Here is a 25,153-nt window from a genome sequence, read left to right on the forward strand (position 1 = left end):
TCAGGCTCCAGCGGTCGCGGAGGTGAAGCGCACGTAGCCGTTCGCGTCGAGTTCCTCGGCCAGCTCGGAACCGCCCTCGGCGACGATCTTGCCGCCGACGAACACGTGCACGAAGTCGGGCTTGATGTAGCGCAGGATGCGGGTGTAGTGCGTGATCAGCAGCACGCCACCGTTCTCGCGCTCCTTGTAGCGGTTCACGCCCTCGGAGACGATGCGCAGCGCGTCCACGTCCAGGCCCGAGTCGGTCTCGTCCAGGATGGCGATCTTCGGCTTGAGCAGACCCAGCTGCAGCACCTCGTGGCGCTTCTTCTCACCACCGGAGAAGCCCTCGTTCACCGAGCGGTCGGCGAAGGCGGCGTCGATCTCGAGCTCCTTCATCGACTCCTTCACCTCCTTGACCCAGGTGCGCAGCTTGGGGGCCTCGCCGCGCACGGCGGTGGCGGCGGTGCGCAGGAAGTTCGACATCGAGACACCGGGGACCTCGACCGGGTACTGCATGGCCAGGAACAGGCCAGCGCGGGCGCGCTCGTCGACCGACATCTCGAGGACGTCCTCACCGTCGAGGGTGATGGTGCCCTGGGTGACGGTGTACTTGGGGTGACCCGCGATCACGTAGGACAGCGTGGACTTGCCCGAGCCGTTGGGGCCCATGATGGCGTGCGTCTCGCCGGAGCGCACGGTCAGGTTCACGCCGTTGAGGATCTTCTTGGACTCACCCTCGGGGGTGGTGATCTCGGCGTGCAGGTCCTTGATTTCCAAGGTGGTCATCGAATTCGGATTCCTTCGTGGGGAGTAAGTGTGAGTCAGATACCGACAGTGGCGAGCTCGGCCTCGATGGCCGCCTCCAGCCGCTCCCGGACCTCGGGGACCGCGATCTTCTGGATGATCTCGTGGAAGAAGCCGCGCACCACCAGGCGGCGGGCGACGTCCTCGGGAATGCCGCGAGCGCGCAGGTAGAACAGCTGCTCGTCGTCGAAACGGCCGGTGGCACTGGCGTGTCCGGCACCGGCGATCTCGCCGGTCTCGATCTCCAGGTTCGGCACCGAGTCGGCGCGCGCGCCGTCGGTGAGCACCAGGTTGCGGTTGGCCTCGTAGGTGTCGGTGCCCTCCGCGGCGGCGCGGATGAGCACGTCGCCGACCCACACGGTGCGGGCATCGCCCTTGGCCGAGGCCGGGTCACCCTGCAGCGCGCCCTTGTACAGCACATTCGACTTGCAGTTGGGCTCGGAGTGATCCACCAGCAGACGCTGCTCGAAGTGCTCGCCCGCGTCGGCGAAGTACAGGCCGAACAGCTCGGCCTCGCCACCGGGACCGGCGTAGCGCACGGTGCCGGTGAGCCGGACCAGCTCGCCACCGAGGGTGGCCGCGAAGTGCCGCACGGTGGCGTCGCGACCCAGCTTCAGGTGGTGCGCGGTGGTGTGCACGGCGTCTTCGTTCCATTCCTGGACCGCGACGACGGTGAGCTGCGCGCTGTCCCCGAGCACGAATTCGACGTTCTCGGCGTAGGTTCCGCTGCCGCGCTGGTCGATGACCACGGTGGCGACGGCGAAATTACCCAGGCGGATCTGCAGGTGACCGTAGGCGGTCTTGCCTTCGCCCGGGCCGGTGATCGTCACGGTGACGGGTTCGGCGACCTCGGTCTCCGCGCCGACCGAGACCACGGTCGCGGTCTCGAAGCCCGAATAGGCCTGGGCGGCAACGCGATCAGCGGGGGTACCGGCCTGGCCGAGCCGGGCGTCGGTGCGGTCCACGGTCTCGACGGTGACGCCCGCGACCGGAGTGACCTCGACGGTGGCCTGTCCGTCACGCACGGCGGTGCCGTCGTGCAGGCCGCGCAGGCGGCGCAGCGGGGTGAACCGCCACTCCTCGTCGCGGCCGGACGGCACCTCGAACGCGTTCACATCGAACGAGGTGAACACCTCGCCCTTGTTGATCGCCGGAATGCGAGCCTCGGCGGCCTCGGCAACGTTGTCCACGGCCATCAGCCGACGGCTCCTTCCATCTGCAGTTCGATCAGGCGGTTCAGCTCGAGGGCGTATTCCATCGGCAGTTCCTTGGCGATGGGCTCGACGAAGCCGCGCACCACCATGGCCATGGCCTCGTCCTCGGTGAGACCGCGGCTCATCAGGTAGAACAGCTGGTCCTCGGAGACCTTGGAGACGGTCGCCTCGTGGCCCATGGTCACGTCGTCCTCGCGGATGTCGACGTAGGGGTAGGTGTCGGAGCGGCTGATGGTGTCGACCAGCAGCGCGTCGCACTTCACCGTCGACTTGGAGCCGTGGGCACCCTTGTTCACCTGGACCAGACCGCGATAGGACGCGCGCCCGCCGCCACGCGCCACCGACTTCGACACGATGGTCGAGGAGGTGTGCGGGGCCAGGTGCAGCATCTTCGCGCCGGTGTCCTGGTGCTGGCCGACGCCGGCGAACGCCACCGAGAGGACCTCGCCGTGCGCGTGCTCGCCGGTCATCCAGACCGCCGGGTACTTCATGGTGACCTTGGAGCCGATATTGCCGTCGACCCACTCCATGGTGGCGCCCGCCTCGGCCTTGGCCCGCTTGGTGACCAGGTTGTAGACGTTGTTGGACCAGTTCTGGATGGTCGTGTAGCGGCAGCGGCCGCCCTTCTTCACGATGATCTCGACAACCGCGGAGTGTAGCGAGTCGGACTTGTAGATCGGCGCGGTGCAGCCCTCGACATAGTGGACGTAGGCGTCCTCGTCGACGATGATCAGCGTGCGCTCGAACTGGCCCATGTTCTCGGTGTTGATCCGGAAGTAGGCCTGCAGCGGGATGTCGACGTGCACGCCCGGCGGCACGTAGATGAACGAGCCACCCGACCACACGGCGGTGTTCAGCGCGGAGAACTTGTTGTCACCGGCGGGGATGACCGAGCCGAAGTACTCCTGGAAGATCTCCGGGTGCTCCTTGAGCGCGGTGTCGGTGTCGAGGAAGATGACGCCCTGCTTCTCCAGGTCCTCGCGGATGGAGTGGTAGACGACCTCGGACTCGTACTGCGCGGCGACACCGGAGACCAGACGCTGCTTCTCCGCCTCGGGGATGCCCAGCTTGTCGTAGGTGTTCTTGATGTCCTCGGGCAGGTCTTCCCAGCTCTCGGCCTGCTTCTCGGACGAGCGCACGAAGTACTTGATGTTGTCGAAGTCGATGCCGTCGAGGTTGGAACCCCAGCCCGGCATCGGCTTGCGGTCGAAGATGCGCAGCGCCTTGAGGCGGATGTCGAGCATCCACTCCGGCTCGCTCTTCTTGGCCGAGATGTCGCGCACGACAGCTTCCGACAGGCCACGTTGCGCGCTGGCACCGGCCTCATCCGAGTCGGCCCAGCCGTAACCGTATGTGCCCAGCGAGGCGATGGTTTCGTCTTGGGTGAGCGGTTGCACCTGATCGGCGGCAGTCGTCATTCGGCACTCCTTCCGGAGTCGTTCGTTCGTCCCGCCGCGGGCTGTGCGGCGGATGGGGTGGAGGCTGTTTTCTGCACCGCGACCAACGGCACATGGGTGGTGCACGCGCAATCGCCGTTGGCGATCGTCGCAAGTCGCTGCACGTGGGTGCCGAGCAGGTCCCGGAAAGCGTCCAGTTCGGCGTCGCACAGCTGCGGGAATTCCTCGGCCACGTGGGCCACGGGGCAGTGGTGCTGACAGATCTGCACACCGGCACCGACCTGGCGGGTGGTGGCGGCGAAACCGGCGTCGGCGAAGGCTTCCGCGATCTCGGACACCTTGGCCTCGATCTGGGGTGCGGTGTGTTCGGCGACCGGCTCGATGCCGTCGACGATCGTGCGGACCCGCTTGCGCGCGAACTCGGTGATCGCCGCGTCGCCGCCGATCTCGCCGAGCTGGCGGATCGCCGCCCCGGCCAGATCGTCGTAGGCGTGGCCCAGGTTGCCCCGGCCCGCCGCGGTGAGCTGATACTGCTTGGCCGGACGGCCGCGCCCCTTCTGTTGCCAGGGCGCCGAGCGGTTCGCCCGGGCCTGGCCCGCGTCGATGAGCGCGTCGAGGTGCCTGCGCACCCCCGCGGGCGCGAGTCCGAGCGCGGTCCCGATCGCCGTCGCCGTGATCGGACCCTCTTCGAGCAGCAACTGGACGATGGCCGCCCTGGTCTGCCCTTCGTGCGCCGTCGCCGCGGGTAGCGCCGACGACCGGGCGCCGGTCGTCTTACGACCGGTCCCGTCCTCGCCTGCCCGCAAACCCACGGTTTTCACAACACCAGTGTGGCGGAATTACTTCCCTAAATCTAATAAGGGTCCCCTGACAAAGGCTGCCCTGACCTGCACAGAAGACCCCCACCCCACCCCAACCCCCGGCAAAACCCCAGGTGCACCCCCTCCACCCCCACCGATCCCCCACCCCGAGGTGACCCATTGCACACCCCCGTCCACCCCACCAGCCCCACCCCTCCCACCTTCCCCGCGAGCGTTCACCCACAGGACATGGCACGATGTCCCCGCATCCGGACCGAAGGCTGCGGGATGACGCTGACAACCGCCGAAGGCCCGGGCAGCTTCGACCTCATGGTTGTCGCGGGCATCTTCGACGGTGCGTGGGGCATCGTCCCCGACACCAGCAAGTCCGCCACGATCGATGGCGCCACCGTCACGACGATCGAGGACCGGGACGGCAGGACCGACCGCTCGATTCCCGAAGGTGAGCGATGGTGCCGGGTGGACGTGAAATACCCGGCGTCGGTCGGGTACACGGTGAGTCTGCGTTTGCCCGCGGGCGGCGATCCGTGTCCGGCCGCGGAGCGCCTCGCGCGGGCCGCCATGGCGCGGTGGGCCGGGCAACCGCAGCACGGCACCACCCCCGGCCTGCCGCTCAGCATCCTCACCGGTGTCGATCCGTGCGTGGTTCCGGTCGCGCTCGGTGCGAGCGTCGCCGCGAACGAACAGCAGCTGGGCGCCTGCTCCTTCCGGCTCGACGGTGTCCACACCGGGATCCTGTTCGACTACTACCCCGCGGCGAGCTTCGACGACGGTCCACTCGACGAACGCGGACGCTACGTCCTCCCCGAGGGCTACGCGCTCATGAAAGGTCAACTCGGCCCGAGCTTCACCGTCGACGAGGAGGGCAGGCCCTTGGTCCCCGCCGTGGCCGTCGGCGGGGACACCCCTACCGCTCACCGCGTCATGAACGCCGTCCTCGACCACTTCCTGGACGACTGATCACCGGGTCCTGAGGCGGGGCACGCCTGCCAGGGCCTGGTGATCAACTGTCCGGACGGGTGGGTGGGGGTCTGGCACGATGGGAGGGTGTCGAACCCGCCTGTAACGACGTGTGTGCGTCATCCTGATCGGCCTACGGGGCTTGCTTGTACGCGGTGTGGGCGGCCTGCCTGCCCGGAGTGCCTGCGGCCCGCGGCGGTCGGGCAGCACTGTGTGGACTGTGTGCGGCAGGGGCAGCGGGACGTGCGGCCGGTGCGGACCGTGGGTGGGGCGCGGGCCGGGGGTTCGGCGGTTCCGGCGGTCACCTACGGGTTGATCGCGGTGAACGTGCTGGTCTATGTGATCACCGCGGCGCAGGCGGGCAGCGCGATGGACAACTATCGCGGGTCGGCGCTGTTCCGGTCGTGGGTGTTGGTGCCGAGACTCGTGGCGGACGGGGAATGGATCCGGGTCGTCGGATCGGGGTTCCTGCACTACGGCGCGATTCACCTGCTGGTCAACATGTTCGCGCTCTATGTGGTGGGGCGCGATCTCGAGCGGGTGCTCGGGCGGGTGCGGTTCGCCTGCGTCTATGCCGTGTCGCTGCTGGGTGGTTCGGCCGCGGTGATGGCGCTGACCGAGTCGTTCGGCGCGACCGCGGGTGCGTCCGGCGCGGTGTACGGCCTGTTCGGCGCGGTCACCGTGACCCTCATCCGGCTGCGGCAGAGCCCGACACCGATGCTGGTGGTGATCGGCATCAATGTGGTGATCAGCTTCTCCATCCCGGGTATCTCGCTGTGGGGACACCTCGGCGGTCTCGCGGCGGGCACGCTGAGCGCCCTGGGGATTCTGTTCGTCCCGGAGTGGTTGTCGGCCAAGAACCAGGAGACGGCGCAGCGGATCGGCTGGGCGGCGCTGGCCGGGGTGACGGTGCTGTGCCTGGCCGTCATCGTCGGCGCCGCGGTCGCGCAGCGCGGCGAACCGGCGGTGGTGCTGGTCGGGGCCCCGCCCGGCTCGAGCCAGTCCTGACGGGCAGGCCGGGGGCACATCCATCGCCGCAGGTCGACGTGCCGTAGCCGACCGGCGCGGGAACATCGGCCGCACCGCCCACTAGGCTCCCTGTTCGTGGCGGTACTGGAGGGCGCGGCGCGCAAGACACTGGCGTTCGGGAGGCGGGCTCTCGGGCTCGACGTGCCGACACCCGATCACACCGTGGCGGTGCTGCACCGCGACGAGAGCGAGGTGCCCGGGCTCGACAAGAAGGAGCGGGCCCAGCTGGACCGGATCCGCCTGATGGGCGCCACCGGCACCGTCCTCATGGCGATCGCCGCCCTCGGTATCGGCGCGCAGCCGGTGCACCAGAACCCGGTCTCCGGCGTGCGGGTGCTCGGCATCTTCGCCCGCGCGCACACCGGCTCGCTGGCCATGTGCATGTTCGGCACGGTGCTGGTGATCGGCGCGTGGCTGCTGCTGGGCCGCTTCGCGGTCGGCGGGCTGGCCGGGTCGCCGCTGCACCGGCTCACCCGTTCGCAGCTCGATCGCACGCTGCTGCTGTGGATCATCCCGCTCAGCGTCGCCCCGCCGATGTTCAGCAACGACGTCTATTCCTATCTGGCGCAGAGCGAGATCGCCGCGCGCGGCATCGACCCGTATGTCGAGGGCCCGGTCGCCGGGCTCGGCATCGACAATGTGCTCACCAACAATGTGCCGACGATCTGGCGCGACACACCCGCCCCGTACGGTCCGCTGTTCCTCTGGATCGGGCGCGGGATCGCGGAACTGACCGGCGACAACATCATCGCCGGGGTCTGGGTGCACCGGCTGCTGGCGCTGGCCGGTGTGGCGCTGATCGTGTGGGCGTTGCCACGGCTGTCGGTGCGGTGCGGGGTGGCGCCGGTGAGCGCGCTGTGGCTGGGTGCGGCCAACCCGCTGGTGCTGTTCCACCTGGTCGGCGGTGTGCACAACGACGCGTTGATGCTGGGCCTGATGCTGGCGGGTGTGGAGCTCACTCTGCGCGCGATCTACGGCGAGGGCGGACGACCCGACCGGCTCACTCCCACGAACCCCCCGCCGTTCGACGGTCGCGCCTACGCCCTGCTCATCGGCGGCGCCGTGGTGATCACGCTGTCCTCGTCGGTCAAACTCACCTCGATCATCGCGCTCGGCTTCGTCGGCATGGCCCTGGCCAGACGCTGGGGCGGCAGTGCGCGCGCGGTCGTCAAGGCGGCGCTGCTGCTCGCGGTGATCGCGGGAGTGACGACGCTGCTGGTGAGTTCGCTGAGCGGGCTCGGATTCGGGTGGGTCTTCACGCTCAATACGGCCAGTGCCGTGCGCAGCTGGATGTCCTTGCCGACCGTCATCGGCATCATCACCGGTTTCGGTGGCGTGCTGCTGGGTCTCGGTGACCACACCACGGCACTGCTGTCGATCACCCGGCCGATCGCGGCGCTGGTGGCGGCGTACGTGGTCGTCCGGATGCTCGTGGCGACCGGCACCGGCCGACTGCATCCCGTGGGCGCGCTGGGTGTCGCGCTCGGCGCGGTCGTGCTGCTGTTCCCGGTGGTCCAGCCCTGGTACCTGCTGTGGGCCATCGTCCCCTTGGCCGCCTGGGCTACCCAGCCCGTCTTCCGCGTCCCCGCCGTCGCCTTCTCCGCCGTCGTCTCCCTGCTGGTGATGCCCCGCGGCGCCGAGTTCCAGGTCTTCCAGATCATCGGCGCCGCACTGGCCGCCGCGGTCTGCTTCGGTCTGTTCTTCGCGCTCACCCGGCACACGCTGCCGTGGCGGGCCCAGACGGGGGTGTCGGCTCCGTCACAGCGGGCCACGGAATACGGTGTGACCTCGTGACAACACGCTCCGGACCGGCCGTGCGCGTCGACGGCGTGGTCAAGCGCTACGGCGAGACCACCGCGGTCGACGGCCTGCGCTTCGACGTCGAGCGCGCCCAGGTGTTCGCGCTGCTCGGCCCCAACGGCGCGGGCAAGACCACCACCGTCGAGATGTGCGAGGGCTTCGTGCGTCCCGACGCGGGCACCGTGCGGGTACTCGGCCTCGACCCGATCGCCGATTCCGAACAGCTGCGCCCGCGCATCGGCGTGATGCTGCAGGGCGGCGGCGCCTATCCGGGCGCCCGGGCCGGGGAGATGCTCGACCTGGTCGCCGCCTATTCGGCCGACCCCATCGACCCCGACTGGCTGCTGGACACCCTGGGCCTGCGCGATAACCGCCGCACCCCCTACCGCAGGCTCTCCGGCGGCCAGCAGCAGCGTCTGGCGCTGGCGTGCGCGCTGGTCGGCAGGCCGGAGATCGTCTTCCTGGACGAGCCGACCGCGGGCCTGGACGCCCAGGCGCGGCTGATCGTCTGGGAACTCATCGACGCGCTGCGCCGCGACGGCGTGAGCGTCATGCTCACCACACACATGATGGACGAGGCCGAACAGCTCGCCGACCGGCTGGTCATCATCGATCACGGCCAGGTCGTCGCCGAGGGCACCCCGGCCGAGGTCACCGCGCACGGCGCCGCGGGCCAGCTGCGCTTCAGCGCGCCACCGAAACTCGATCTCGCCCTGCTCACCGCCGCCCTGCCGGAAGGGTTCTCGCCGCGCGAGACCACCCCCGGCACCTATCTGGTGGAGGGCGAGATCAACCCGCAGGTGCTGGCCACCGTCACCGCCTGGTGCGCGCGGATGGACGTGCTGGCCACCGACATCCGCATCGATCAGCGCCGCCTCGAGGACGTCTTCCTCGAACTGACCGGACGGGACCTGCGCGGATGACCGACACCTCGAGCCGCTTCGCCCCCGGCACCTTCGCGCCCGCCCCGCGGCCCGCCGCGCGCGCGGCCATGCTCACCGCGCAGACCGCGCTCGAGCTGAAACTGCTGCTGCGCAACGGCGAACAGCTGCTGCTCACCATGTTCATCCCGATCACCCTGCTGGTCGGACTCACCCTGCTGCCCTTCGGCGATCTCGGCGAGCACCGGGTCGAGAAGATCGTGCCGATGGTGATGATGACCGCGGTGATGTCGACCGCGTTCACCGGCCAGGCCATCGCCGTCGGCTTCGACCGCCGCTACGGCGCGCTCAAGCGCCTCGGCGCCACCCCGCTGCCGCGCTGGGGCGTGATCGCGGGCAAGTGCGCGGCGGTGCTGATCGTGGTGGTGCTGCAGGCGATCCTGCTGGGCGCGATCGGGATGGCGCTGGGCTGGCGCCCCGGCATCGGCGGACTCGCGCTCGGCGCGCTGGTGATCGCCCTGGGCACCGCGACCTTCGCCGCCATGGGCCTGCTGCTGGGCGGCACCCTCAAGGCCGAGGTCGTGCTGGCCCTGGCCAATATCCTGTGGTTCATCATGCTCGGCGTGGCCAGCCTCGTCCTGGTGGGCGACTCCCTGCACACCGCGGTGACCGTCCTGGTGCGGCTGGTGCCCTCCGGCGCCCTGGCCTTCACTCTGGAATCGGCCCTGACGGGCACGGTCGACTGGTTCGGCGTCGCCGTGCTCGCGACCTGGGGCCTGATCTGCGGCTGGCTCGCGACCCGCCTGTTCCGCTTCAGCTGAACAAGATCAACGACGCGTTGTAGTAGCCCTGCCGGTGGGCCGGAATCGGCGGCCAGTACCATCATGACGTGCTGTATCGCGCCTTCCTGGGACTCGTCGACCGGCTTCCGCTCCCCTCGCTGCGGGTGCAGCGGCTCATCGCCGTCGCGGTGATCCTCAGCCAGGCCGGGATCTCGGTGACCGGCGCCATCGTGCGCGTCACCGCCTCCGGTCTGGGCTGCCCGACCTGGCCGCAATGCTTCCCCGGCAGCTTCACCCCGGTCGGGGTGTCGGAGGTGCCGGTCATCCATCAGACCGTCGAGTTCGGCAACCGCCTGCTCACCTTCGCGGTGACGCTGTGCGCGGCGCTGATCGTGCTGGCGGTCGTGCGCGCCCGGCGCCGCAAGGAAGTGTTGGTCTACGCGTGGCTGATGCCCGGCGGCACGGTCGTGCAGGCGATCATCGGCGGTATCACCGTGCGCACCGGCCTGCTGTGGTGGACCGTCGCGGTGCACCTGCTGGCCTCGATGGCCATGGTGTGGCTGGCGGTGGTGCTCTACGCCAAGATCAGCGAGCCCGACGACGGCGTGGAGACCGTGCAGGTCCCCGCGCCGCTGCGCTGGCTGACCGCGCTGAGCGGCGTCGCGCTGGCGGGGGTGCTGATCGCGGGCACGCTGGTCACCGCCGCCGGACCGCACGCGGGCGACAAGAGCATCGAACGCCCGGTCGAGCGGCTGCAGGTCGAGATCGTCACCCTGGTGCACCTGCACTCGCAGCTGTTGGTCGGCTATCTCGCGCTGCTGGTCGGCCTCGGTTTCGGCCTCTACGCCGTCGGGATGACCCCGGCGATCCGCAAGCGCCTGTGGGTGCTGCTCGGGCTCGTCGTGGCGCAGGCGCTGGTCGGCGTCGTCCAGTACTTCACCGATGTGCCCGCCGCGCTGGTCGCGGTGCACGTCGGCGGCGCCGCGGCCTGCACGGCGGCGACCGCCGCGCTGTGGGCCTCGCTGCGCACCCGCGAACGCATCGACGTCCCCGCCGCGGTGCCCGCCGCCTCCTGACCCCCGAAACGCGAAACAGCCCGCGATCTCGCCGAGATCGCGGGCTGTCGTCGTGAACGGCTAGGCGCCGGGGAAGACGTCGGCGTTGCGCGCCTTGGGGAAGCGGGTCTGGTGGGCCACCCAGCCCGCCATCTTCTTCCAGTGCGACTTCAGCGGGGTGACGATCGAGCCCAGCTCGCGGCTCCACTCGTCGGTCTCGGCGAGGCCGTCGACCTTCTCGACCAGCGCCTTCGCGGTCGCCATATCGGCCACCACACGGTCACCGAGGATGCCGTCGGCGCCGACGAGGGTGATGCGCACCCCCTCCTCACCGATGTACTGCAGCACGGCCGTGCCCGAACCACCGTGCTCGGCGACGAACTTCGCGACGGACTTCTCGACCTCGGCGGGCACCCGCACGGCGGCCGGGGCGTCGGTGGTAGCACTCATGGGCGAGAGTTTACCGGCCGGTACTCGCGAGTCCACCCCCGAGTGGCGTCGAACACGGGGTGTACAAAGGAGACTCATGCGCGCCATTCAGGTTTCCGAGCACGGTGGTCCCGAGGTCCTGCGGTCGGTGGAGGTGCCGGATCCCGAGATCGGCCCCGGTCAGCTGCTGGTCGACACCCAGGCCGTCGGCGTGAATTTCATCGACATCTACTTCCGGACCGGCCAGTACCCGCAGGCGACGCCGTATATCCCCGGCTCCGAGGGCACCGGCGTCGTGGCGGCGGTCGGCGCCGAGGTCACCGAGTTCGCCGTGGGCGACCGGGTCGCCTGGGCATCGGCACCGGGCAGCTACGCCGAGAAGGTGGCCGTCGACGCGGCCGTCGCGGTGCGGGTGCCCGACGGCGTCGAGCCGACCGTGGCCGCCACCGCGCTCCTGCAAGGGATGACCGCCCACTACCTCGTCGAATCGGTGTTCCGCCCCGAGCCGGGCGATCCGGTGCTGATCCACGCGGGCGCGGGCGGGGTGGGCCTGCTACTCACCCAGATGGCCGCCGCCAAAGGCGGGCGAGTGATCACCACCGTCTCCACCGACGACAAGGAGAAGCTCTCGCGCGCGGCGGGCGCCGCCGAGGTCCTGCGCTACGGCGACGACCTGGCCGAGCGCGTTCGCGCGCTGACCGGCGGCGAGGGCGTGGCCGCGGTCTACGACGGTGTCGGCGCGAGCACCTTCGAGGCGAGCCTGGCGTCCCTGCGCGTCCGCGGCACCCTGGCCCTGTTCGGCGCCGCCAGCGGCGCGGTCCCCCCGTTCGATCCGCAGCGCCTCAATGCCGCCGGTTCCGTCTGGCTGACCCGGCCCTCGCTGGGTGCCTACACCCGTGATCGCGCCGAATTCCGCTGGCGCGCCACCGATGTCTTCGACGGCATCGCCGCGGGCACCCTCACCTTCCGCATCGGCGCCACCTACCCCCTCGCCGACGCCGCCCGGGCCCACTCCGACCTGGCGGCCCGCCGCACCACCGGGTCCCTGGTACTGCTGCCGTAAGCCGCCGCGGCTCGCCCGGTCCGAATCGCCGGGCGAGCCGCGGGCGTAATCCGCGTCGGGCGGCGAGTCGGACCGTTAGATTCGCCCCATGAGCACGTCAGCGAGACCGCGCGGCGCCCGACAACTGAGCTATCCCCTGTTCGCCGTAATCGTGGTGGTCTATCTGGCCACCATCCAGCTGGGCGGACTCGCGGTGCAGCACCTGTCCGGCGAGGACGATTTCTTCACCACCCGCGGCGTCGTGTTCGGGATGATCATTCCGCTCGGCGTCGCGCTGGCCTTCACCTACGGCGTGATCGCCTACCTCGGCTGGTTGCGGCCCGTCCTGCGCGACGACCGGCCGACCCGGCCGTGGGTGTGGGTGGTACCGGCGGTGTTCCTGGTCGCCATCGTCCTTGGCATCAATTACAGCGCACTGGCCGACAAGGGGTGGCTCTATGTGCTGGTGCTGCTCGTCGCCACCCAGTTCGTCGGCTGGGGCGAGGAGGGCATCTTCCGCGGCATCGGGGTGACGGTGCTGCGCGAGCACGGCCTCACCGAGGGCCGGGTGGCGCTGTGGTCGAGCATCGTCTTCGGCGCGGTGCACCTGACCAATGTTCTCGGGCACGGGATCTCGGCACTGCCGCAGGCGATCATCGTCAGCCTGGCGGGCTATTTCTTCTACCTCATCCGCCGGGTCAGCCGGGGTAACGCCGCGAACTCGATCATCCACGGCCTGTTCGACTTCACCCTGCTCAGCGGCAGCGCGATCCTGGTCGATCAGACCTTCTACCTCGGCACGCTGCTGCCGATCCTGGTCTACCCGGTGCTGGCGATCGTCCTGCTGATCAAACGCCGCGACATCGAGCCCGCGGCACCGGAGCTCAGCACTCCCGCCCGGTGAGCCCCCGGTAGACGAACCGGGTGAGCGCGTCGATCGCCTCCTCGTCGGTGAGGGTCACCGATCCGTCGCGCACCATCCGCAGCATCCCGTCGATCGCCGCGACCATCATCGCCAGGCTCGCGTCGACCGTGCCCGGCAGCCGCAGCCCGCGCGCGGGGAAATCGGCCACGTGGTCGGCGATATCGGCGCGCTGTTCGGCGCCGAAACCCGCGATGGTGCGCGCGAATTCCGGGCTGACCTGCGCCGCCTCCCCCATCGCCCGCAGCACCGCGGCGTGCTCGCGCGCGAAGGTCCAGTACGCGCGCACGTGGTAACGCACCGCCGCCGGGTCGGTGAAATCGCCGAGGTGCGCGGGGTCGGCCGCCTGCTCGTCACCCGCGGCGGCCAGATCGGCGAGCAGCGCCTGGAGCAGTTCCTCCTTGCCCGCGAAGTGGTTGTAGAACGAGCCCGCCGCTCGGCCCGCGGCCGCGGTGATGTCGGTGATCTTGGTGTTCAGATAGCCGCGCTCGGCGAACAGGGCCCGCGCGGCGTCCTTGAGCGCCTGCTCGGTCTCCGCCGACTTCTCCCGCCTGCTGACTACCACCCGCACCTCCTTGACAGCCGACGGTACCAAGAGTGAAACTGAATTCATATTCACTGAATTCTGATTCATCAATGGTTCCCGAAGGCGGTTCTCATGTTCGACCAGGTAGTTGTCACCGGCGCGGGCCCGACCGGGCTCACCCTCGCGATCGATCTGGCCCGGCGCGGCATCGCGGTCCGGATCGTCGACCGGGCCGCCGCGCCCTTCGTTGGCTCGCGCGGCGACGGCATCCAGCCCCGCACCCTGGAGGTGTTCGACGATCTCGGCGTCCTGCCCGCGGTCCTGGCCGCCGGACGCGATCTCCCGGTCATGCGCGCCTACCTCGGTGGCACCCCGGTCGGCGAACGGCGGATGGCCGAACCGGTCGCACCCACGCCCGATGTGCCGTACCCGAACGCCTGGGTGCTCGGTCAGTCCGACACCCAGGCAATCCTGCGCGCCCGGCTCGCCGAACTCGGCGTGACGGTCGAATTCGGTACCGCCGTCACCGATTTCACCCAGGACGACACCGGCGTCACCGTGACGCTACGGCGCGACGACGGCACGGAGACGATCCGCGCGGCCTACCTGGTGGGCGCCGACGGCGGCGCGAGCACGGTCCGCAAACACCTCGGCATCGCCTTCGAGGGCACCACCGACGACTCCCTGCGCATGCTGCTCGGCGATGTCCGCGCGGACGCCCTCGACCACGAGCACGGCTACTGGTTCGCCGCGGCCGCCGACCGGCCGACCGACGGGATCGCCCTGTCCCCGCTGCCCGGCGGCCGCCTGTTCCAGTTCGCCGCGCCGCTGACCGAGGAGCACGACCCCGACCTGACCACCCTCCAGAACCTGGTCGACCGGCACGCACCGGGCCTGGACATCACTCTGTCCGAGCTGCGCTGGATCACCGTGTGGCGCCCCAATATCCGGCTGGCCGCACAATTCCGGGTGGGCCGGGTCCTGCTCGCGGGCGACGCCGCGCACGTGCACCCGCCGACCGGCGGCCAGGGCCTCAATACCGGCGTCCAGGACGCCTACAACCTCGGCTGGAAACTGGCCGCCGCCCTGCACGGCGACCCGGCCCCACTCGACACCTACGAACCGGAACGCCGCGCGGTCGCCGCCCACATCCTGGGCCTGAGCACCGAACTCCTGGACAAGATGGTCGACGGCGCCGAGGATGCCCTGGCCCGCGGGCCCGAAACCCGCCAGCTCGGCATCAGCTACCGCTCCCCCGCCGACCACGGCCCGCTCGTGGCGGGCGACCGCGCCCCCGACGCACCCCTGCACGACCCGCAGGGCCACCCGATCCGCCTCTTCGACCTCTTCCGCGGCCCGCACGCCACCCTGCTGCGCTTCGCCCCATCGAGTGCCGCCGAGCCGTCGGCCGTCTCCTCGGGCGACAGCCGCGCCGATCAGCACCCGCGCTTCGACCAGCTCCGCATCGTGGAGATCCACCGCCCGAACAGCGCGGGGATCGCGCTCGATGCCCTGGTCGATACCGGCGGACACGCCGCCGACGCCTACGCGGCCGCCCCCGGCACCCACATCCTCATCCGCCCGGACGGTCACCTCGCCCGACGCTGGTGACCCCGGAAACGACCGATGGCCGGGCATCGTGCCCGGCCATCGGTTCGTCTCGACGTATCAGAGCCCGAAGAAGCTGCCCACGGTGTCCCACCCGAGCACCGAGTCCACGGCCAGCCCGCAGAATACCACCGCCAGGTAGTTGTTCGACTGCAGGAACAGCCGCAGCGGCTTCACCGACTCGCCGCGCCGCACCCCGGCGTAGAGCTGGTGGGCCATCAGCAGGAACCACGCACCGGCCACCAGCGCGACCGCCGCGTAGATGACACCGGTCGCGGGCACCAGCGCCAGCGTGGCCAGCACGGTCAGCCAGGTGTAGATGACGATCTGCTTGGTGACCACCTGCTCGGTCGCCACCACCGGCAGCATGGGCACGCCCGCCGCGCGGTAGTCCTCCTTGTAGCGCATGGCCAGCGCCCAGGTGTGCGGCGGCGTCCAGAAGAAGATCACCGCGAACAGCACGAGCGCGGGCCAGCCGATGGTGCCGGTCACCGCGGACCAGCCGACGAGGGCGGGCATGCAGCCCGCGGCGCCGCCCCAGACCACGTTCTGCGAGGTCCGGCGCTTGAGACCCTTGGTGTAGACGAAGACGTAGAACAGGATCGTCGCGACCACCAGCAGGCCGCTGAGCAGGTTGGCCTGCCACCACAGCCAGGCGAAGGAGAGCGCGCCGAGCGAGACGCCGAAGACGAACGCGTTGCGGGTCGGCACCGCGTCGCGGGCCAGTGGGCGCCGCGCGGTCCGCTTCATCACCTTGTCGATGTCGGCGTCGGCCACACAGTTGAGGGTGTTGGCGCTGGCCGCGCCCATCCAGCCACCGAACAGGGTGACCAGGATCAGCCGGATGTCGACGGTGCCGCGGTCGGCCAGCAGCATCGTCGGAATGGTGGCCACGAGCAGCAGCTCGATGACGCGGGGCTTGGTGAGGGCGATGTAGGCCAGGGGCTTGCGCACGATCCGCGCGCCCAGGCTGTCGCCGGCCAGCCGATCGGCCAGCGCCGTCGACGAGCTACCGTGCGCACCGCTACTACCCGGCTGGTGACCGATCCGCACTGTTTCTCCTCGCACGCTGTGCTTCTCATCCGGCAATGGAACGAGCAGCGCGCGGCTGCGGCGCGGCCACTACTACAGACGATGGTAGACCCACGCCCCCACCGCCGAACGCCAGGGCCCTGCCACGGTGTGGGCGGTCACCATCCCCCGCGCGCCGGGATCGCGCCTACACTCACACCCAGGGTTCGCGCCGGTTCGGTATAGCAGCACCTCTAGGGTATTCCTGTACATCGGTACGCACCCCCGGCCGCGTGCGGTCCGTAACCAGACACCATCGCCGCTGCCATGTATCGCCGTCGACGAAACCTAGGTCAGGAGAACCACGGTCGTGTCAGTCACAGACGACATTCGCGCCCTCACTCAGCGGAACTACCCCAGCGACTGGACGGACCTGGACACCAAGGCCGTCGACACGGCCCGTGTGCTCGCCGCCGATGCGGTGCAGAAGGCGGGCAACGGCCACCCCGGCACCGCGATGAGCCTCGCGCCGGTCGCCTACACGCTGTTCCAGCGCACCATGCGCCACGACCCCACCGAACCCCGCTGGGTCGGCCGCGACCGCTTCGTCCTGTCCTGTGGGCACTCCAGCCTCACCCTCTACATCCAGCTCTACCTGGCCGGTTTCGGCCTCGAGCTGACCGACCTCGAGCAGCTGCGCCAGTGGGACTCGCTGACCCCCGGCCACCCCGAGTTCCGCCACACCGACGGCGTCGAGATCACCACCGGCCCGCTGGGCCAGGGTCTGGCCTCCGCGGTCGGCATGGCCATGGCGGCCCGCCGTGAGCGCGGCCTGTTCGATCCGGACGCCCCCGCGGGCACCAGCCCGTTCGACCACTTCATCTACACCATCGCCTCCGACGGCGACCTGCAGGAGGGCGTCACCGCCGAGGCCTCCTCGATCGCGGGCACCCAGCAGCTGGGCAACCTCGTGGTGATCTACGACGACAACGAGATCTCCATCGAGGACGACACCGACATCGCCTTCACCGAGGACGTGCCCGCGCGCTACGAGGCCTACGGCTGGCACGTGCAGGTCGTCGAGGGCGGCGAGGACGTCGTCGCGATCGAGGCCGCCATCGAGGCCGCCAAGGCGGTCACCGACAAGCCGTCGATCATCATCCTGCGCACCATCATCGGCTACCCGGCCCCGAACAAGATGAACACCGGCGGCGTGCACGGTGCCGCGCTGGGCGCCGACGAGGTGGCCGCGGTGAAGCAGGCGCTGGGCTTCGACCCGGAGAAGTCCTTCGACGTCGACCCGGCCGTCATCGAGCACACGCGCAAGGCCCAGATCCGCGGCACCGAGGCCAAGGCGGCCTGGCAGCAGGACTTCGACACCTGGGCCGCCGCCCACCCGTCGAACAAGGCCCTGTTCGACCGCCTGCAGACCCGTTCGCTGCCCGCGGGCTGGACCGAGTCGCTGCCGACCTACGAGACCGACCCCAAGGGCATGGCCACCCGCAAGGCCTCCGGCAAGTTCCTGGCGGCGGTCGCCGACGAACTGCCCGAGCTGTGGGGCGGCTCGGCCGACCTGGCCGAGTCCAACAACACCACCATGCCCAACCAGCCGAGCTTCGGCCCGGAGTCGATCTCCACCGGCATGTGGAAGGCGCAGCCCTACGGGCGCACCCTGCACTTCGGCATCCGTGAGCACGCCATGGGCTCGATCCTCAACGGCATCGCGCTGCACGGCCCGACCCGCCCCTACGGCGGCACCTTCCTGGTGTTCTCCGACTACATGCGCCCGGCCGTGCGCCTGGCCGCGCTCATGCGGGTGCCCTCGATCTACGTCTGGACCCACGACTCCATCGGCCTAGGCGAGGACGGCCCCACCCACCAGCCGATCGAGCACCTGGCCGCGCTGCGCGCCATCCCCGGCCTGAACGTCGTCCGCCCCGGTGACGCCAACGAGACCACCCACGCCTGGCGCACCATCCTCGAGCGCGACTCCGACGAGCACACCTCGCACTTCCACACCTACGACACCCCGCACCAGGACGGCCCGTCCGCGCTGGCGCTGACCCGCCAGGACGTGCCCACCCTCGAGGGCACCAGCTACGAGGGCGTCAAGAAGGGCGGCTACATCCTCGCCGAGGCGTCCACCGGCACCCCGCAGGTGATCCTCGTCGGCACCGGTTCGGAGCTGCAGCTCGCCGTCGCCGCGCGCACTACGCTGGAGGAGCAGGGCGTCCCGACCCGTGTGGTCTCGATGCCGTGCGTGGAGTGGTTCGACGCGCAGGACCAGGCCTACCGCGACGAGGTGTTCCCGCCCGCGGTGCGTGCCAGGGTCGTCGTCGAGGCCGGGATCGCGATGCCGTGGTACCGGTTCGTCGGTGACGCGGGCGAGATCGTCTCGATCGAGCACTTCGGCGCGTCGGCGAACTTCAAGAAGCTCTACAGCGAATTCGGTATCACCGCCGATGCCGTCGTCGCCGCCGCGCAGCGTTCGCTCGACAAGGTGAAGGGGTAAAGACCATGGCACAGAACGAGAATCTCGCCGCGCTCTCGGCCGCGGGGGTCTCGGTGTGGCTCGACGATCTGTCCCGCGATCGGATCGGCTCCGGCAATCTCGCCGAGCTGATCGCGACCCGCGGCGTCGTCGGGGTCACCACCAACCCGAGCATCTTCCAGGCCGCCCTCAGCAAGGGTCACGGCTACGACACCCAGCTGCGCGAACTCGCGGCCCAGGGCGCCGACGCCGATGCCGCGATCCGCACCATGACCACCGACGACGTGCGCGCCGCCTGCGACGTGCTCGCCCCGGTGTTCGAGCAGACCGGCGGCGTGGACGGCCGGGTCTCGATCGAGGTCGACCCGCGCTTCGCCTTCGACGCCGACAAGACCGTCGCCCAGGCCATCGAGCTGTGGAAGATCGTCGACCGCAAGAACCTGTTCATCAAGATCCCGGCCACCGAGGCGGGCCTGCCCGCCATCACCTCGGTGATCGGCGAGGGCATCAGCGTCAACGTGACGCTGATCTTCTCGGTGCCGCGCTACCGCGCGGTGATGGGCGCCTACCTCGACGGCCTGCGCAACGCCAAGATCGGCGGCCACGACCTGGCCAAGATCCACTCGGTCGCCTCGTTCTTCGTCTCCCGCGTGGACACCGAGATCGACAAGCGCCTCGAGGCGATCGGCACCCCCGAGGCGCTGGCTCTGCGCGGCAAGGCGGGCGTGGCCAATGCCCGGCTCGCCTACGCCGAGTACCAGGACGTGTTCGACGGTGGCGCGCACACCTCCACCTACAACCACCTCGCCGCCCAGGGCGCCAACCGGCAGCGGCCGCTGTGGGCCTCGACCGGGGTCAAGAACCCGGACTACCCCGACACCCTCTACGTCACCGAGCTGGTCGGCCCGAACACCGTCAACACCCTGCCGGAGAAGACCCTCGAGGCCTTCGCCGACCACGGCGAGGTCCGTGGCGACACGCTCAGCGGGCACGCGGTCGAGGCGGCCCAGGTCTTCGCCGACCTGACGGCTGTCGGCATCGACCTGACCGACGTGTTCGACCTGCTCGAGCGCGAGGGCGTCGACAAGTTCGAGTCCGCGTGGGGCGAACTGATCGCGGCCACCACCGCCGAACTGACCGCGGCGGCGGGGGGCAACTGACCCGATGGCCGGCAATCCGCTGCGCGACGAACGTGACAAACGGGTCCCCTTCATCGCGGGCCCGTGCTGCCTGGTGATCTTCGGTGTGACCGGAGATCTGTCCCGTAAGAAGCTGATGCCGGCCATCTACGACCTGGCGAACCAGGGGCTGCTGCCCCCTGGTTTCGCCCTGGTCGGCTTCGCCCGGCGCAACTACGCCGACGAGGATTTCGCCGCGGTCGTGCTCGACGCGGTCAAACAGCACGCCCGCACGCCCTTCCGCCAGGAGGTCTGGGACCACCTGGCGGAGGGCCTGCGGTTCGTCCAGGGCAGCTTCGACGACGACGTCGCCTTCGCCACCCTGGCCGAGACCCTCACCGTGCTCGACGCCGAGCGTGGCACCGGCGGCAACTACGCCTTCTACCTGTCGATCCCGCCGAACATGTTCCCGGTGGTGCTCGACCAGCTCTCCGAACACGGCCTGGCCAAGCCCGCCGCCGCCGACGCCGACGGCTACCTGCCGTGGCGCCGGGTGGTGATCGAGAAGCCCTTCGGCCACGATCTCGACAGCGCCAAGGAGCTCAACGCCCTGGTCAACCGGGTGTTCCCGGAGGAGCAGGTGTTCCGCATCGACCACTACCTCGGCAAGGAGACGGTGCAGAACATCCTGGCGCTGCGCTTCGCCAACGAGCTCTACGAACCGATCTGGAACGCCAACTACGTCGACAGCGTGCAGATCACCATGGCCGAGGACATCGGCCTGGGCGGTCGCGCGGGCTACTACGACGGCATCGGCGCCGCCCGCGACGTCATCCAGAACCACCTGCTGCAACTGCTCGCGCTCACCGCCATGGAGGAACCCACCTCCTTCGAGCCGATGCAGCTCACCGCCGAGAAGATCAAGGCCCTCTCCGCCACCAAACTGGTCGAGCCGCTCGACGAGACCACCGCGCGCGGCCAGTACACCGAGGGCTGGCAGGGCAGCGAACACGTCGTCGGCCTGCACGAGGAAGAGGGCTTCGACCCCCAGTCGCGCACCGAGACCTACGCCGCGATCACCCTGCACGTGGAGAACCGCCGCTGGGCCGGTGTGCCGTTCTACCTGCGCACCGGCAAGCGCCTGGGCCGCCGGGTCACCGAGATCGCGGTGGTGTTCAAGCGGGCACCGCACCTGCCCTTCGACCAGACCATGACCGAGGAACTCGGCCAGAACGCGCTGGTCATCCGGGTACAGCCGGACGAGGGCATCACCCTGCGCTTCGGTTCCAAGGTCCCCGGGTCCAGCATGGAAGTGCGCGATGTGAACATGGACTTCAGCTACGGCGAGGCGTTCACCGAGTCCTCCCCCGAGGCCTACGAGCGCCTCATCCTCGACGTGCTGCTCGGGGTGCCGTCGCTGTTCCCGGTCAACGCCGAGGTCGAATTGTCCTGGCGCATCCTCGATCCCGTGCTCGCGCACTGGGCCGCCGAGGGCAAACCCGAACCCTACGAGGCGGGCACCTGGGGTCCCGCCTCGGCCGAGGAGATGCTCGCGCGCAGCGGGCGGGAATGGCGGCGCCCGTGATCGTCGACATGCCCGACACCAACACCGTCGACGTGGCCAAGCGCATGGTGCAGCTGCGCGAGACCAACGGCGTGATCACCCAGGGCCGGGTGCTCACCCTGGTGGTCTGCACGCTGGACTCCTCCGAGGCCGAGGACGCCATCGACGCCGCCAACGACGCCAGCCGCGAACACCCCTGCCGGGTGATCGTGCTGGCCCGCGGCGACCGCGACGCCGAGACCCGCCTCGACGCCCAGATCCGCGTCGGCGGCGACGCGGGCGCGGCCGAGGTCATCGTGTTGCGCCTGCAGGGTCCGCTGGTGAATCACGAGAGCAGTGTGGTCACCCCGTTCCTGCTGCCCGACACCCCGGTGGTGGCGTGGTGGCCGCGCGGCGCCCCGGAGTTCCCGTCCCAGGACTCGGTGGGCAGGCTGGCCAAGCGGCGGATCACCGACGCCACCTTCGCCCCTGACCCGCAGGCCGCCATCAAGAAGCGCCGCTACTCCTACGCGCCCGGCGACACCGATCTGGCGTGGAGCCGGATCACCTACTGGCGGGCGCTGCTGGCCGCGGCGCTGGACGAGCCCCCGTTCGCTCCGGTCACCGCGGTGACCGTGTCGGGGCTGGCCGAGGAGCCCGCGCTCGATACGCTCGCCGGGTGGCTGGCCGCGCGGCTGCGCTGCCCGGTCGTGCGCCGCACGGGCGAGCTGCGGGTGGAGCTGCACCGCGGCACCGATTCGATCGCCATCGCCCGGCCGCAGCTGGGCAGAACCGCTACGTTGACCCGCACCGGCGAACCCGATCAGCGCATCGCGCTGGCGCGCCGGGAAACTCGCGATTGCCTGGCCGAGGAACTGCGGCGCCTGGACGCCGACGAGATCTACGCCGAGGCGCTCGCCGGAATCGAGAAGGTGACCTATGAGTGATCGCATCGACGTGCACGACGAGCTCGGCGCGGAGTTCCCCGCCAACACCGTCGAGGTCCACGACGACCCCGACCTGCTCGCCGACGCCGCCGCCGAGCGCTTCGTCGACGTGATCGTCGCCGCCCAGGCCGAACGCGGCACCGCCTCGGTGTCGCTGACCGGCGGCAGCGACGGCATCCGCCTGCTCGAGCGGGTGCGGCGCAATCCCGGCGCCATCGACTGGTCCCAGCTCTACGTCTACTGGGGCGACGAGCGCTTCGTCCCCGACGGCGACGCCGACCGCAACGAACTGCAGGCCCGCCAGGCCCTGCTGGACCACGTCCCGCTCGACCCCGCCCACGTCTTCCCGATCGCCGCCTCCGACGGCACCTACGGCTCCCCAGAGGCGGCCGCCGCGGCCTACGCCCAACTCCTCCACACCGAGCTCGACGAGCGCGGCGAATTCGACCTCACCGTCCTGGGCATGGGCCCCGAAGGCCACATCGACTCGCTGTTCCCGCACTCCCCCGCCATCCGGGAACAGACCGATTACGTTGTCGCCGTGCACGATTGCCCGAAGCCGCCGCCCACCCGGGTGAGCCTGACCCTGCCCGCGATCCACCGCTCGCGCCACGTCATGCTCGTGGTCAGCGGGATCGGCAAGGCCGCCGCGGTCGCCGCCGCCGTCAACGGCGCCTCCCCCGACGACGTCCCCTCCGCCGGTGCGGTCGGCATCGATTCCACCACCTGGGTCATCGACGAGGCCGCCGCGACCGATCTGCTGGTCGACCACGAGGACGACTGACCCCGAGGTATTCCGGTGCGGGGCCCCGTCGCGGGCCCGGCATCGCTCCTTCTGCACGCACCTCGGCACCCGCCCGGTCAGTGGCTGTCGACGCACTCGGTATGGTCGAGGCTGTTCGACCGGCCGGAAGGTGAGTCCATCAACATGATCCAGACCGAGGCAGTGACCTTCCCCGATCACATCCACGGCTACCCCCGGGTCGCCTTCGGTGGCTACGTCGCCGGCCTGCTGGCCCGCCGCTCCGGCGCCGACACCGTCCGCGTCGACTTCCGCCGCGCCGTCCCCATCGGCACGACCCTCGCCCTCCCCACCGGCGCCCCCGGCCACACCACCCTGGTCGACGCCGACGGCACCCTGCTCGCCCAGGCCGCCCCCGCGACCCTGGACCTCACCCCACCCCCGGCCCCCTCCTGGTCCGTCGCGAGCGCCGCCACCGAGGCCGCCCGCACCAGCCCGAAACGCCCCGTCACCGACTGCTTCGGCTGCGGTGTAGAATGCGCCCCCGGCCACGGCCTGCGCCTGTTCCCCTGGGCCGTCCCCGGCGAGCCCCTCATGGCCGCCGCCTGGACCCCCGACCCCCGCCTCGCCGACGACACCGGCCACCTCCCCCCGGAGATCATCTGGTCCACCCTCGACTGCCCCGGCGGCATCGCCGCCTGGGTCTTCCAGGGCATGGCCCAGGGCGCCGTCACCGCCGCCCTCACCGCCACCCAGCTCCGCCCCACCCCCGCCGACACCGACTACATCGCCCACGCCTGGCCGATCCACCACGAAGGCCGCAAACACACCGTCGGCGTAGCCCTCTCCACCCGCTCCGGCGCCCTCTGCGCCGTAGCCGAAGCCCTCTGGGTCGCCCCGCGCCCCACCTAACTGCCGAGCTACCGCGCCCCCGGAAGGTTCTCGCAGGAGTCGTGGAACGCCTGCCGTGAGTCGGCGACAGCCTGCACCTTCTGCAGCGTGACCGGCAGTTCCGCGTCTGTACGATCCGGGCGGCGAGACCATTCCGCCGCCGCCCGATACGGCGCGACCATCCCGTCGGTCGCCTCCCGCACAGTCCCCGGCGACATGCCTTCCGCTCCTGCCTCGGCGATCTCGGCAAGCCGCTCGTAATCGGCCGCCACCTCCGCGTCCCGGGCCGCGCGATCCGTCTCCGGCACGTAGTTGTCATAGTTCATCGCCACGTCGATGCGCCCGAGAACCACCGCGCTGTCCCGATCCACCCGCTCGGCGATTCCGCAGTCCGACAGGTCGCCGCCGGTCCACCGCAGGCGACCACCAGCCCGAACACCGCCAGTACCAGCGGAATCCGCGCACATCGAGTCGCGGCCCGACCGCCGACATACCTCGTCACGCGCTCAGCCTCTCGACAGTACGATCGAAAACCGTTCGCAGAACCTCGGATTCGGCCTGAACCTGCCCGTCGGTCACAGTCTCACCCGGCCGCGACAGTATCGTCACCCCGGCAGTGACCAGCCGATCACCGACCCGCCCTACCAACCGCTCCTGCACCATCGGCGTCTCCGCCATCTGGTCACCATCACCGCGCATTCCTTGCGTCCCGGAATACCGGTAGCCGACGGCATCCCCGTCCCCACCCGTCTCCGGCGCTACGCCCCGTACCAAGGCCAGCGTCTGTTCATCCGAACGCGCCTCGACTCGCGCACACCGCTGGACGGCCTCCGCGAACTCGGATACCCCTTGATCCGACTCCACGATGTACACGAGAAACACCGCCCAGTGAACCCCCACTGTGGGCGTACGCGAGCGAGCTCGACTGGACAGCGAAGATTCTCGCAACGCCGGATACCTTCGGATGGTATCGATAGGCGACTGGTGGCGGCATGAACCGTTCACGGGGCGAGAGCCCGAATTCAACGACGGCGGAAAGTGGCTGCTTCAGCCGCGGTTCTGGATCGCCGATACGGAAGTTCCAGAGATTCGTGACATCAGGTTCAGGAGAGGAACATCTGCCGCAGCGGAGTTCGTTCGTTCCGCTGTGCCAGAACG

Annotated in this window: 24 protein-coding genes; 15 read left to right on the top strand and 9 right to left on the bottom strand. The window is 70.1% G+C overall.

Annotated elements, in window-relative coordinates; all coding sequences use genetic code 11:
* From sufC to WA675_RS10195, 4 genes are read right to left on the bottom strand one after another with little or no spacing between them, the layout of a single operon-like run.
* A complete protein-coding gene (sufC, locus tag WA675_RS10180) occupies nucleotides 1–768 on the bottom strand; it encodes a Fe-S cluster assembly ATPase SufC (protein WP_336083917.1) in 768 nt (255 codons plus the stop codon).
* Between the two features lie 35 nt (nucleotides 769–803).
* Nucleotides 804–1,982: a Fe-S cluster assembly protein SufD gene (gene sufD / locus WA675_RS10185; protein WP_336083919.1), complete on the bottom strand. Its 1,179-nt coding sequence runs from the start codon at nucleotides 1,980–1,982 to the stop codon at nucleotides 804–806.
* Nucleotides 1,982–3,418, bottom strand: coding sequence for a Fe-S cluster assembly protein SufB (sufB, locus tag WA675_RS10190; RefSeq protein ID WP_336083921.1), 1,437 nt, complete (start codon nucleotides 3,416–3,418; stop codon nucleotides 1,982–1,984). The genes sufD and sufB overlap by 1 nt, the downstream gene beginning before the upstream one ends.
* Nucleotides 3,415–4,218: a helix-turn-helix transcriptional regulator gene (locus tag WA675_RS10195; protein ID WP_336083923.1), complete on the bottom strand. Its 804-nt coding sequence runs from the start codon at nucleotides 4,216–4,218 to the stop codon at nucleotides 3,415–3,417. The genes sufB and WA675_RS10195 overlap by 4 nt, the downstream gene beginning before the upstream one ends.
* Before the next feature lie 267 nt (nucleotides 4,219–4,485).
* Between WA675_RS10195 and WA675_RS10200 the strand changes: the two genes are divergently transcribed.
* The 6 genes from WA675_RS10200 (at nucleotide 4,486) to WA675_RS10225 (ending at nucleotide 10,746) form a co-directional block, all read left to right on the top strand.
* On the top strand, nucleotides 4,486–5,178 hold the full coding sequence (locus WA675_RS10200; RefSeq protein WP_336083925.1) for a hypothetical protein: 693 nt from the start codon (nucleotides 4,486–4,488) through the stop codon (nucleotides 5,176–5,178).
* Between the two features lie 42 nt (nucleotides 5,179–5,220).
* On the top strand, nucleotides 5,221–6,186 hold the full coding sequence (locus WA675_RS10205) for a rhomboid family intramembrane serine protease (RefSeq protein WP_442945605.1): 966 nt from the start codon (nucleotides 5,221–5,223) through the stop codon (nucleotides 6,184–6,186).
* A gap of 96 nt (nucleotides 6,187–6,282) precedes the next feature.
* Nucleotides 6,283–8,001 (top strand): polyprenol phosphomannose-dependent alpha 1,6 mannosyltransferase MptB, encoded by a 1,719-nt coding sequence (gene mptB / locus WA675_RS10210; RefSeq protein WP_336083929.1) that lies wholly within the window; start codon nucleotides 6,283–6,285, stop codon nucleotides 7,999–8,001.
* On the top strand, nucleotides 7,998–8,930 hold the full coding sequence (locus WA675_RS10215; protein ID WP_336083931.1) for an ABC transporter ATP-binding protein: 933 nt from the start codon (nucleotides 7,998–8,000) through the stop codon (nucleotides 8,928–8,930). Before mptB ends, WA675_RS10215 begins: the two co-directional genes overlap by 4 nt.
* Entirely contained in the window at nucleotides 8,927–9,709 is a 783-nt protein-coding gene (locus WA675_RS10220; protein WP_336083933.1) for an ABC transporter permease, read from the top strand. The genes WA675_RS10215 and WA675_RS10220 overlap by 4 nt, the downstream gene beginning before the upstream one ends.
* A 68-nt stretch (nucleotides 9,710–9,777) precedes the next feature.
* The gene (locus WA675_RS10225; protein WP_336083935.1) at nucleotides 9,778–10,746 is read left to right on the top strand and encodes a COX15/CtaA family protein; all 969 of its coding nucleotides are present in this window, start codon (nucleotides 9,778–9,780) and stop codon (nucleotides 10,744–10,746) included.
* A gap of 60 nt (nucleotides 10,747–10,806) precedes the next feature.
* Here WA675_RS10225 and WA675_RS10230 read toward each other — a convergent pair whose 3' ends face one another.
* Nucleotides 10,807–11,175, bottom strand: a complete 369-nt coding sequence (locus WA675_RS10230; RefSeq protein WP_336083937.1) for a hypothetical protein — start codon at nucleotides 11,173–11,175, stop codon at nucleotides 10,807–10,809.
* A gap of 76 nt (nucleotides 11,176–11,251) precedes the next feature.
* Here WA675_RS10230 and WA675_RS10235 point away from each other — a divergent pair, with 76 nt between their 5' ends.
* Entirely contained in the window at nucleotides 11,252–12,217 is a 966-nt protein-coding gene (locus WA675_RS10235; protein WP_336083939.1) for a quinone oxidoreductase family protein, read from the top strand.
* Between the two features lie 88 nt (nucleotides 12,218–12,305).
* Nucleotides 12,306–13,100: a CPBP family intramembrane glutamic endopeptidase gene (locus WA675_RS10240; protein WP_336083941.1), complete on the top strand. Its 795-nt coding sequence runs from the start codon at nucleotides 12,306–12,308 to the stop codon at nucleotides 13,098–13,100.
* Here WA675_RS10240 and WA675_RS10245 read toward each other — a convergent pair.
* Entirely contained in the window at nucleotides 13,081–13,683 is a 603-nt protein-coding gene (locus tag WA675_RS10245; RefSeq protein ID WP_336083942.1) for a TetR/AcrR family transcriptional regulator, read from the bottom strand. The genes WA675_RS10240 and WA675_RS10245 overlap by 20 nt on opposite strands.
* 93 nt (nucleotides 13,684–13,776) lie before the next feature.
* On the opposite strand from WA675_RS10245, the gene WA675_RS10250 reads away from it, so the two are divergent.
* Nucleotides 13,777–15,255 (top strand): FAD-dependent monooxygenase, encoded by a 1,479-nt coding sequence (locus WA675_RS10250; RefSeq protein ID WP_336083944.1) that lies wholly within the window; start codon nucleotides 13,777–13,779, stop codon nucleotides 15,253–15,255.
* Between the two features lie 57 nt (nucleotides 15,256–15,312).
* Here the strand turns inward: WA675_RS10250 and WA675_RS10255 are convergent, their stop codons facing one another.
* Complete coding sequence (locus tag WA675_RS10255) at nucleotides 15,313–16,305, bottom strand: heme o synthase (RefSeq protein WP_442945597.1); 993 nt, start codon at nucleotides 16,303–16,305, stop codon at nucleotides 15,313–15,315.
* Between the two features lie 328 nt (nucleotides 16,306–16,633).
* Between WA675_RS10255 and tkt the strand changes: the two genes are divergently transcribed.
* From tkt to WA675_RS10285, 6 genes are all read left to right on the top strand, one after another.
* Complete coding sequence (gene tkt, locus WA675_RS10260) at nucleotides 16,634–18,775, top strand: transketolase (protein WP_336083946.1); 2,142 nt, start codon at nucleotides 16,634–16,636, stop codon at nucleotides 18,773–18,775.
* A 5-nt stretch (nucleotides 18,776–18,780) separates the two neighbouring features.
* The gene (gene tal, locus WA675_RS10265) at nucleotides 18,781–19,914 is read left to right on the top strand and encodes a transaldolase (protein ID WP_336083948.1); all 1,134 of its coding nucleotides are present in this window, start codon (nucleotides 18,781–18,783) and stop codon (nucleotides 19,912–19,914) included.
* 4 nt (nucleotides 19,915–19,918) lie between these two features.
* Nucleotides 19,919–21,457 carry a glucose-6-phosphate dehydrogenase gene (gene zwf, locus WA675_RS10270; RefSeq protein WP_336083950.1) on the top strand — a complete coding sequence of 513 codons (1,539 nt, stop codon included), beginning with the start codon at nucleotides 19,919–19,921 and terminating at the stop codon, nucleotides 21,455–21,457.
* Nucleotides 21,454–22,362, top strand: a complete 909-nt coding sequence (gene opcA, locus WA675_RS10275; protein ID WP_336083952.1) for a glucose-6-phosphate dehydrogenase assembly protein OpcA — start codon at nucleotides 21,454–21,456, stop codon at nucleotides 22,360–22,362. Before zwf ends, opcA begins: the two co-directional genes overlap by 4 nt.
* Nucleotides 22,355–23,146 carry a 6-phosphogluconolactonase gene (gene pgl / locus WA675_RS10280; protein ID WP_336083954.1) on the top strand — a complete coding sequence of 264 codons (792 nt, stop codon included), beginning with the start codon at nucleotides 22,355–22,357 and terminating at the stop codon, nucleotides 23,144–23,146. The genes opcA and pgl overlap by 8 nt, the downstream gene beginning before the upstream one ends.
* Nucleotides 23,147–23,290: 144 nt before the next feature.
* A complete protein-coding gene (locus WA675_RS10285) occupies nucleotides 23,291–24,016 on the top strand; it encodes a PaaI family thioesterase (RefSeq protein WP_336083956.1) in 726 nt (241 codons plus the stop codon).
* A gap of 8 nt (nucleotides 24,017–24,024) precedes the next feature.
* Here WA675_RS10285 and WA675_RS10290 read toward each other — a convergent pair whose 3' ends face one another.
* A complete protein-coding gene (locus tag WA675_RS10290; RefSeq protein ID WP_336083957.1) occupies nucleotides 24,025–24,366 on the bottom strand; it encodes a hypothetical protein in 342 nt (113 codons plus the stop codon).
* Between the two features lie 127 nt (nucleotides 24,367–24,493).
* On the bottom strand, nucleotides 24,494–24,868 hold the full coding sequence (locus tag WA675_RS10295) for a hypothetical protein (protein ID WP_336083959.1): 375 nt from the start codon (nucleotides 24,866–24,868) through the stop codon (nucleotides 24,494–24,496).
* Nucleotides 24,869–25,153 lie beyond the last annotated feature (285 nt).

Origin of the sequence: Nocardia sp. SSK8 (assembly GCF_037034205.1) — a bacterium.
Taxonomy (GTDB): Bacteria; Actinomycetota; Actinomycetes; order Mycobacteriales; family Mycobacteriaceae; genus Nocardia.

What these genes read in the sequence shown, in the direction of transcription:
- sufC (WP_336083917.1), bottom strand. Translation starts at nt 768, where the DNA reads ATGACCACCTTGGAAATCAAGGACCTGCACGCCGAGATCACCACCCCC.
- sufD (WP_336083919.1), bottom strand. Translation starts at nt 1,982, where the DNA reads ATGGCCGTGGACAACGTTGCCGAGGCCGCCGAGGCTCGCATTCCGGCG.
- sufB (WP_336083921.1), bottom strand. Translation starts at nt 3,418, where the DNA reads ATGACGACTGCCGCCGATCAGGTGCAACCGCTCACCCAAGACGAAACC.
- WA675_RS10200 (WP_336083925.1), top strand. Translation starts at nt 4,486, where the DNA reads ATGACGCTGACAACCGCCGAAGGCCCGGGCAGCTTCGACCTCATGGTT.
- WA675_RS10220 (WP_336083933.1), top strand. Translation starts at nt 8,927, where the DNA reads ATGACCGACACCTCGAGCCGCTTCGCCCCCGGCACCTTCGCGCCCGCC.
- WA675_RS10230 (WP_336083937.1), bottom strand. Translation starts at nt 11,175, where the DNA reads ATGAGTGCTACCACCGACGCCCCGGCCGCCGTGCGGGTGCCCGCCGAG.
- WA675_RS10235 (WP_336083939.1), top strand. Translation starts at nt 11,252, where the DNA reads ATGCGCGCCATTCAGGTTTCCGAGCACGGTGGTCCCGAGGTCCTGCGG.
- WA675_RS10240 (WP_336083941.1), top strand. Translation starts at nt 12,306, where the DNA reads ATGAGCACGTCAGCGAGACCGCGCGGCGCCCGACAACTGAGCTATCCC.
- WA675_RS10250 (WP_336083944.1), top strand. Translation starts at nt 13,777, where the DNA reads ATGTTCGACCAGGTAGTTGTCACCGGCGCGGGCCCGACCGGGCTCACC.
- tal (WP_336083948.1), top strand. Translation starts at nt 18,781, where the DNA reads ATGGCACAGAACGAGAATCTCGCCGCGCTCTCGGCCGCGGGGGTCTCG.
- zwf (WP_336083950.1), top strand. Translation starts at nt 19,919, where the DNA reads ATGGCCGGCAATCCGCTGCGCGACGAACGTGACAAACGGGTCCCCTTC.
- pgl (WP_336083954.1), top strand. Translation starts at nt 22,355, where the DNA reads ATGAGTGATCGCATCGACGTGCACGACGAGCTCGGCGCGGAGTTCCCC.
- WA675_RS10285 (WP_336083956.1), top strand. Translation starts at nt 23,291, where the DNA reads ATGATCCAGACCGAGGCAGTGACCTTCCCCGATCACATCCACGGCTAC.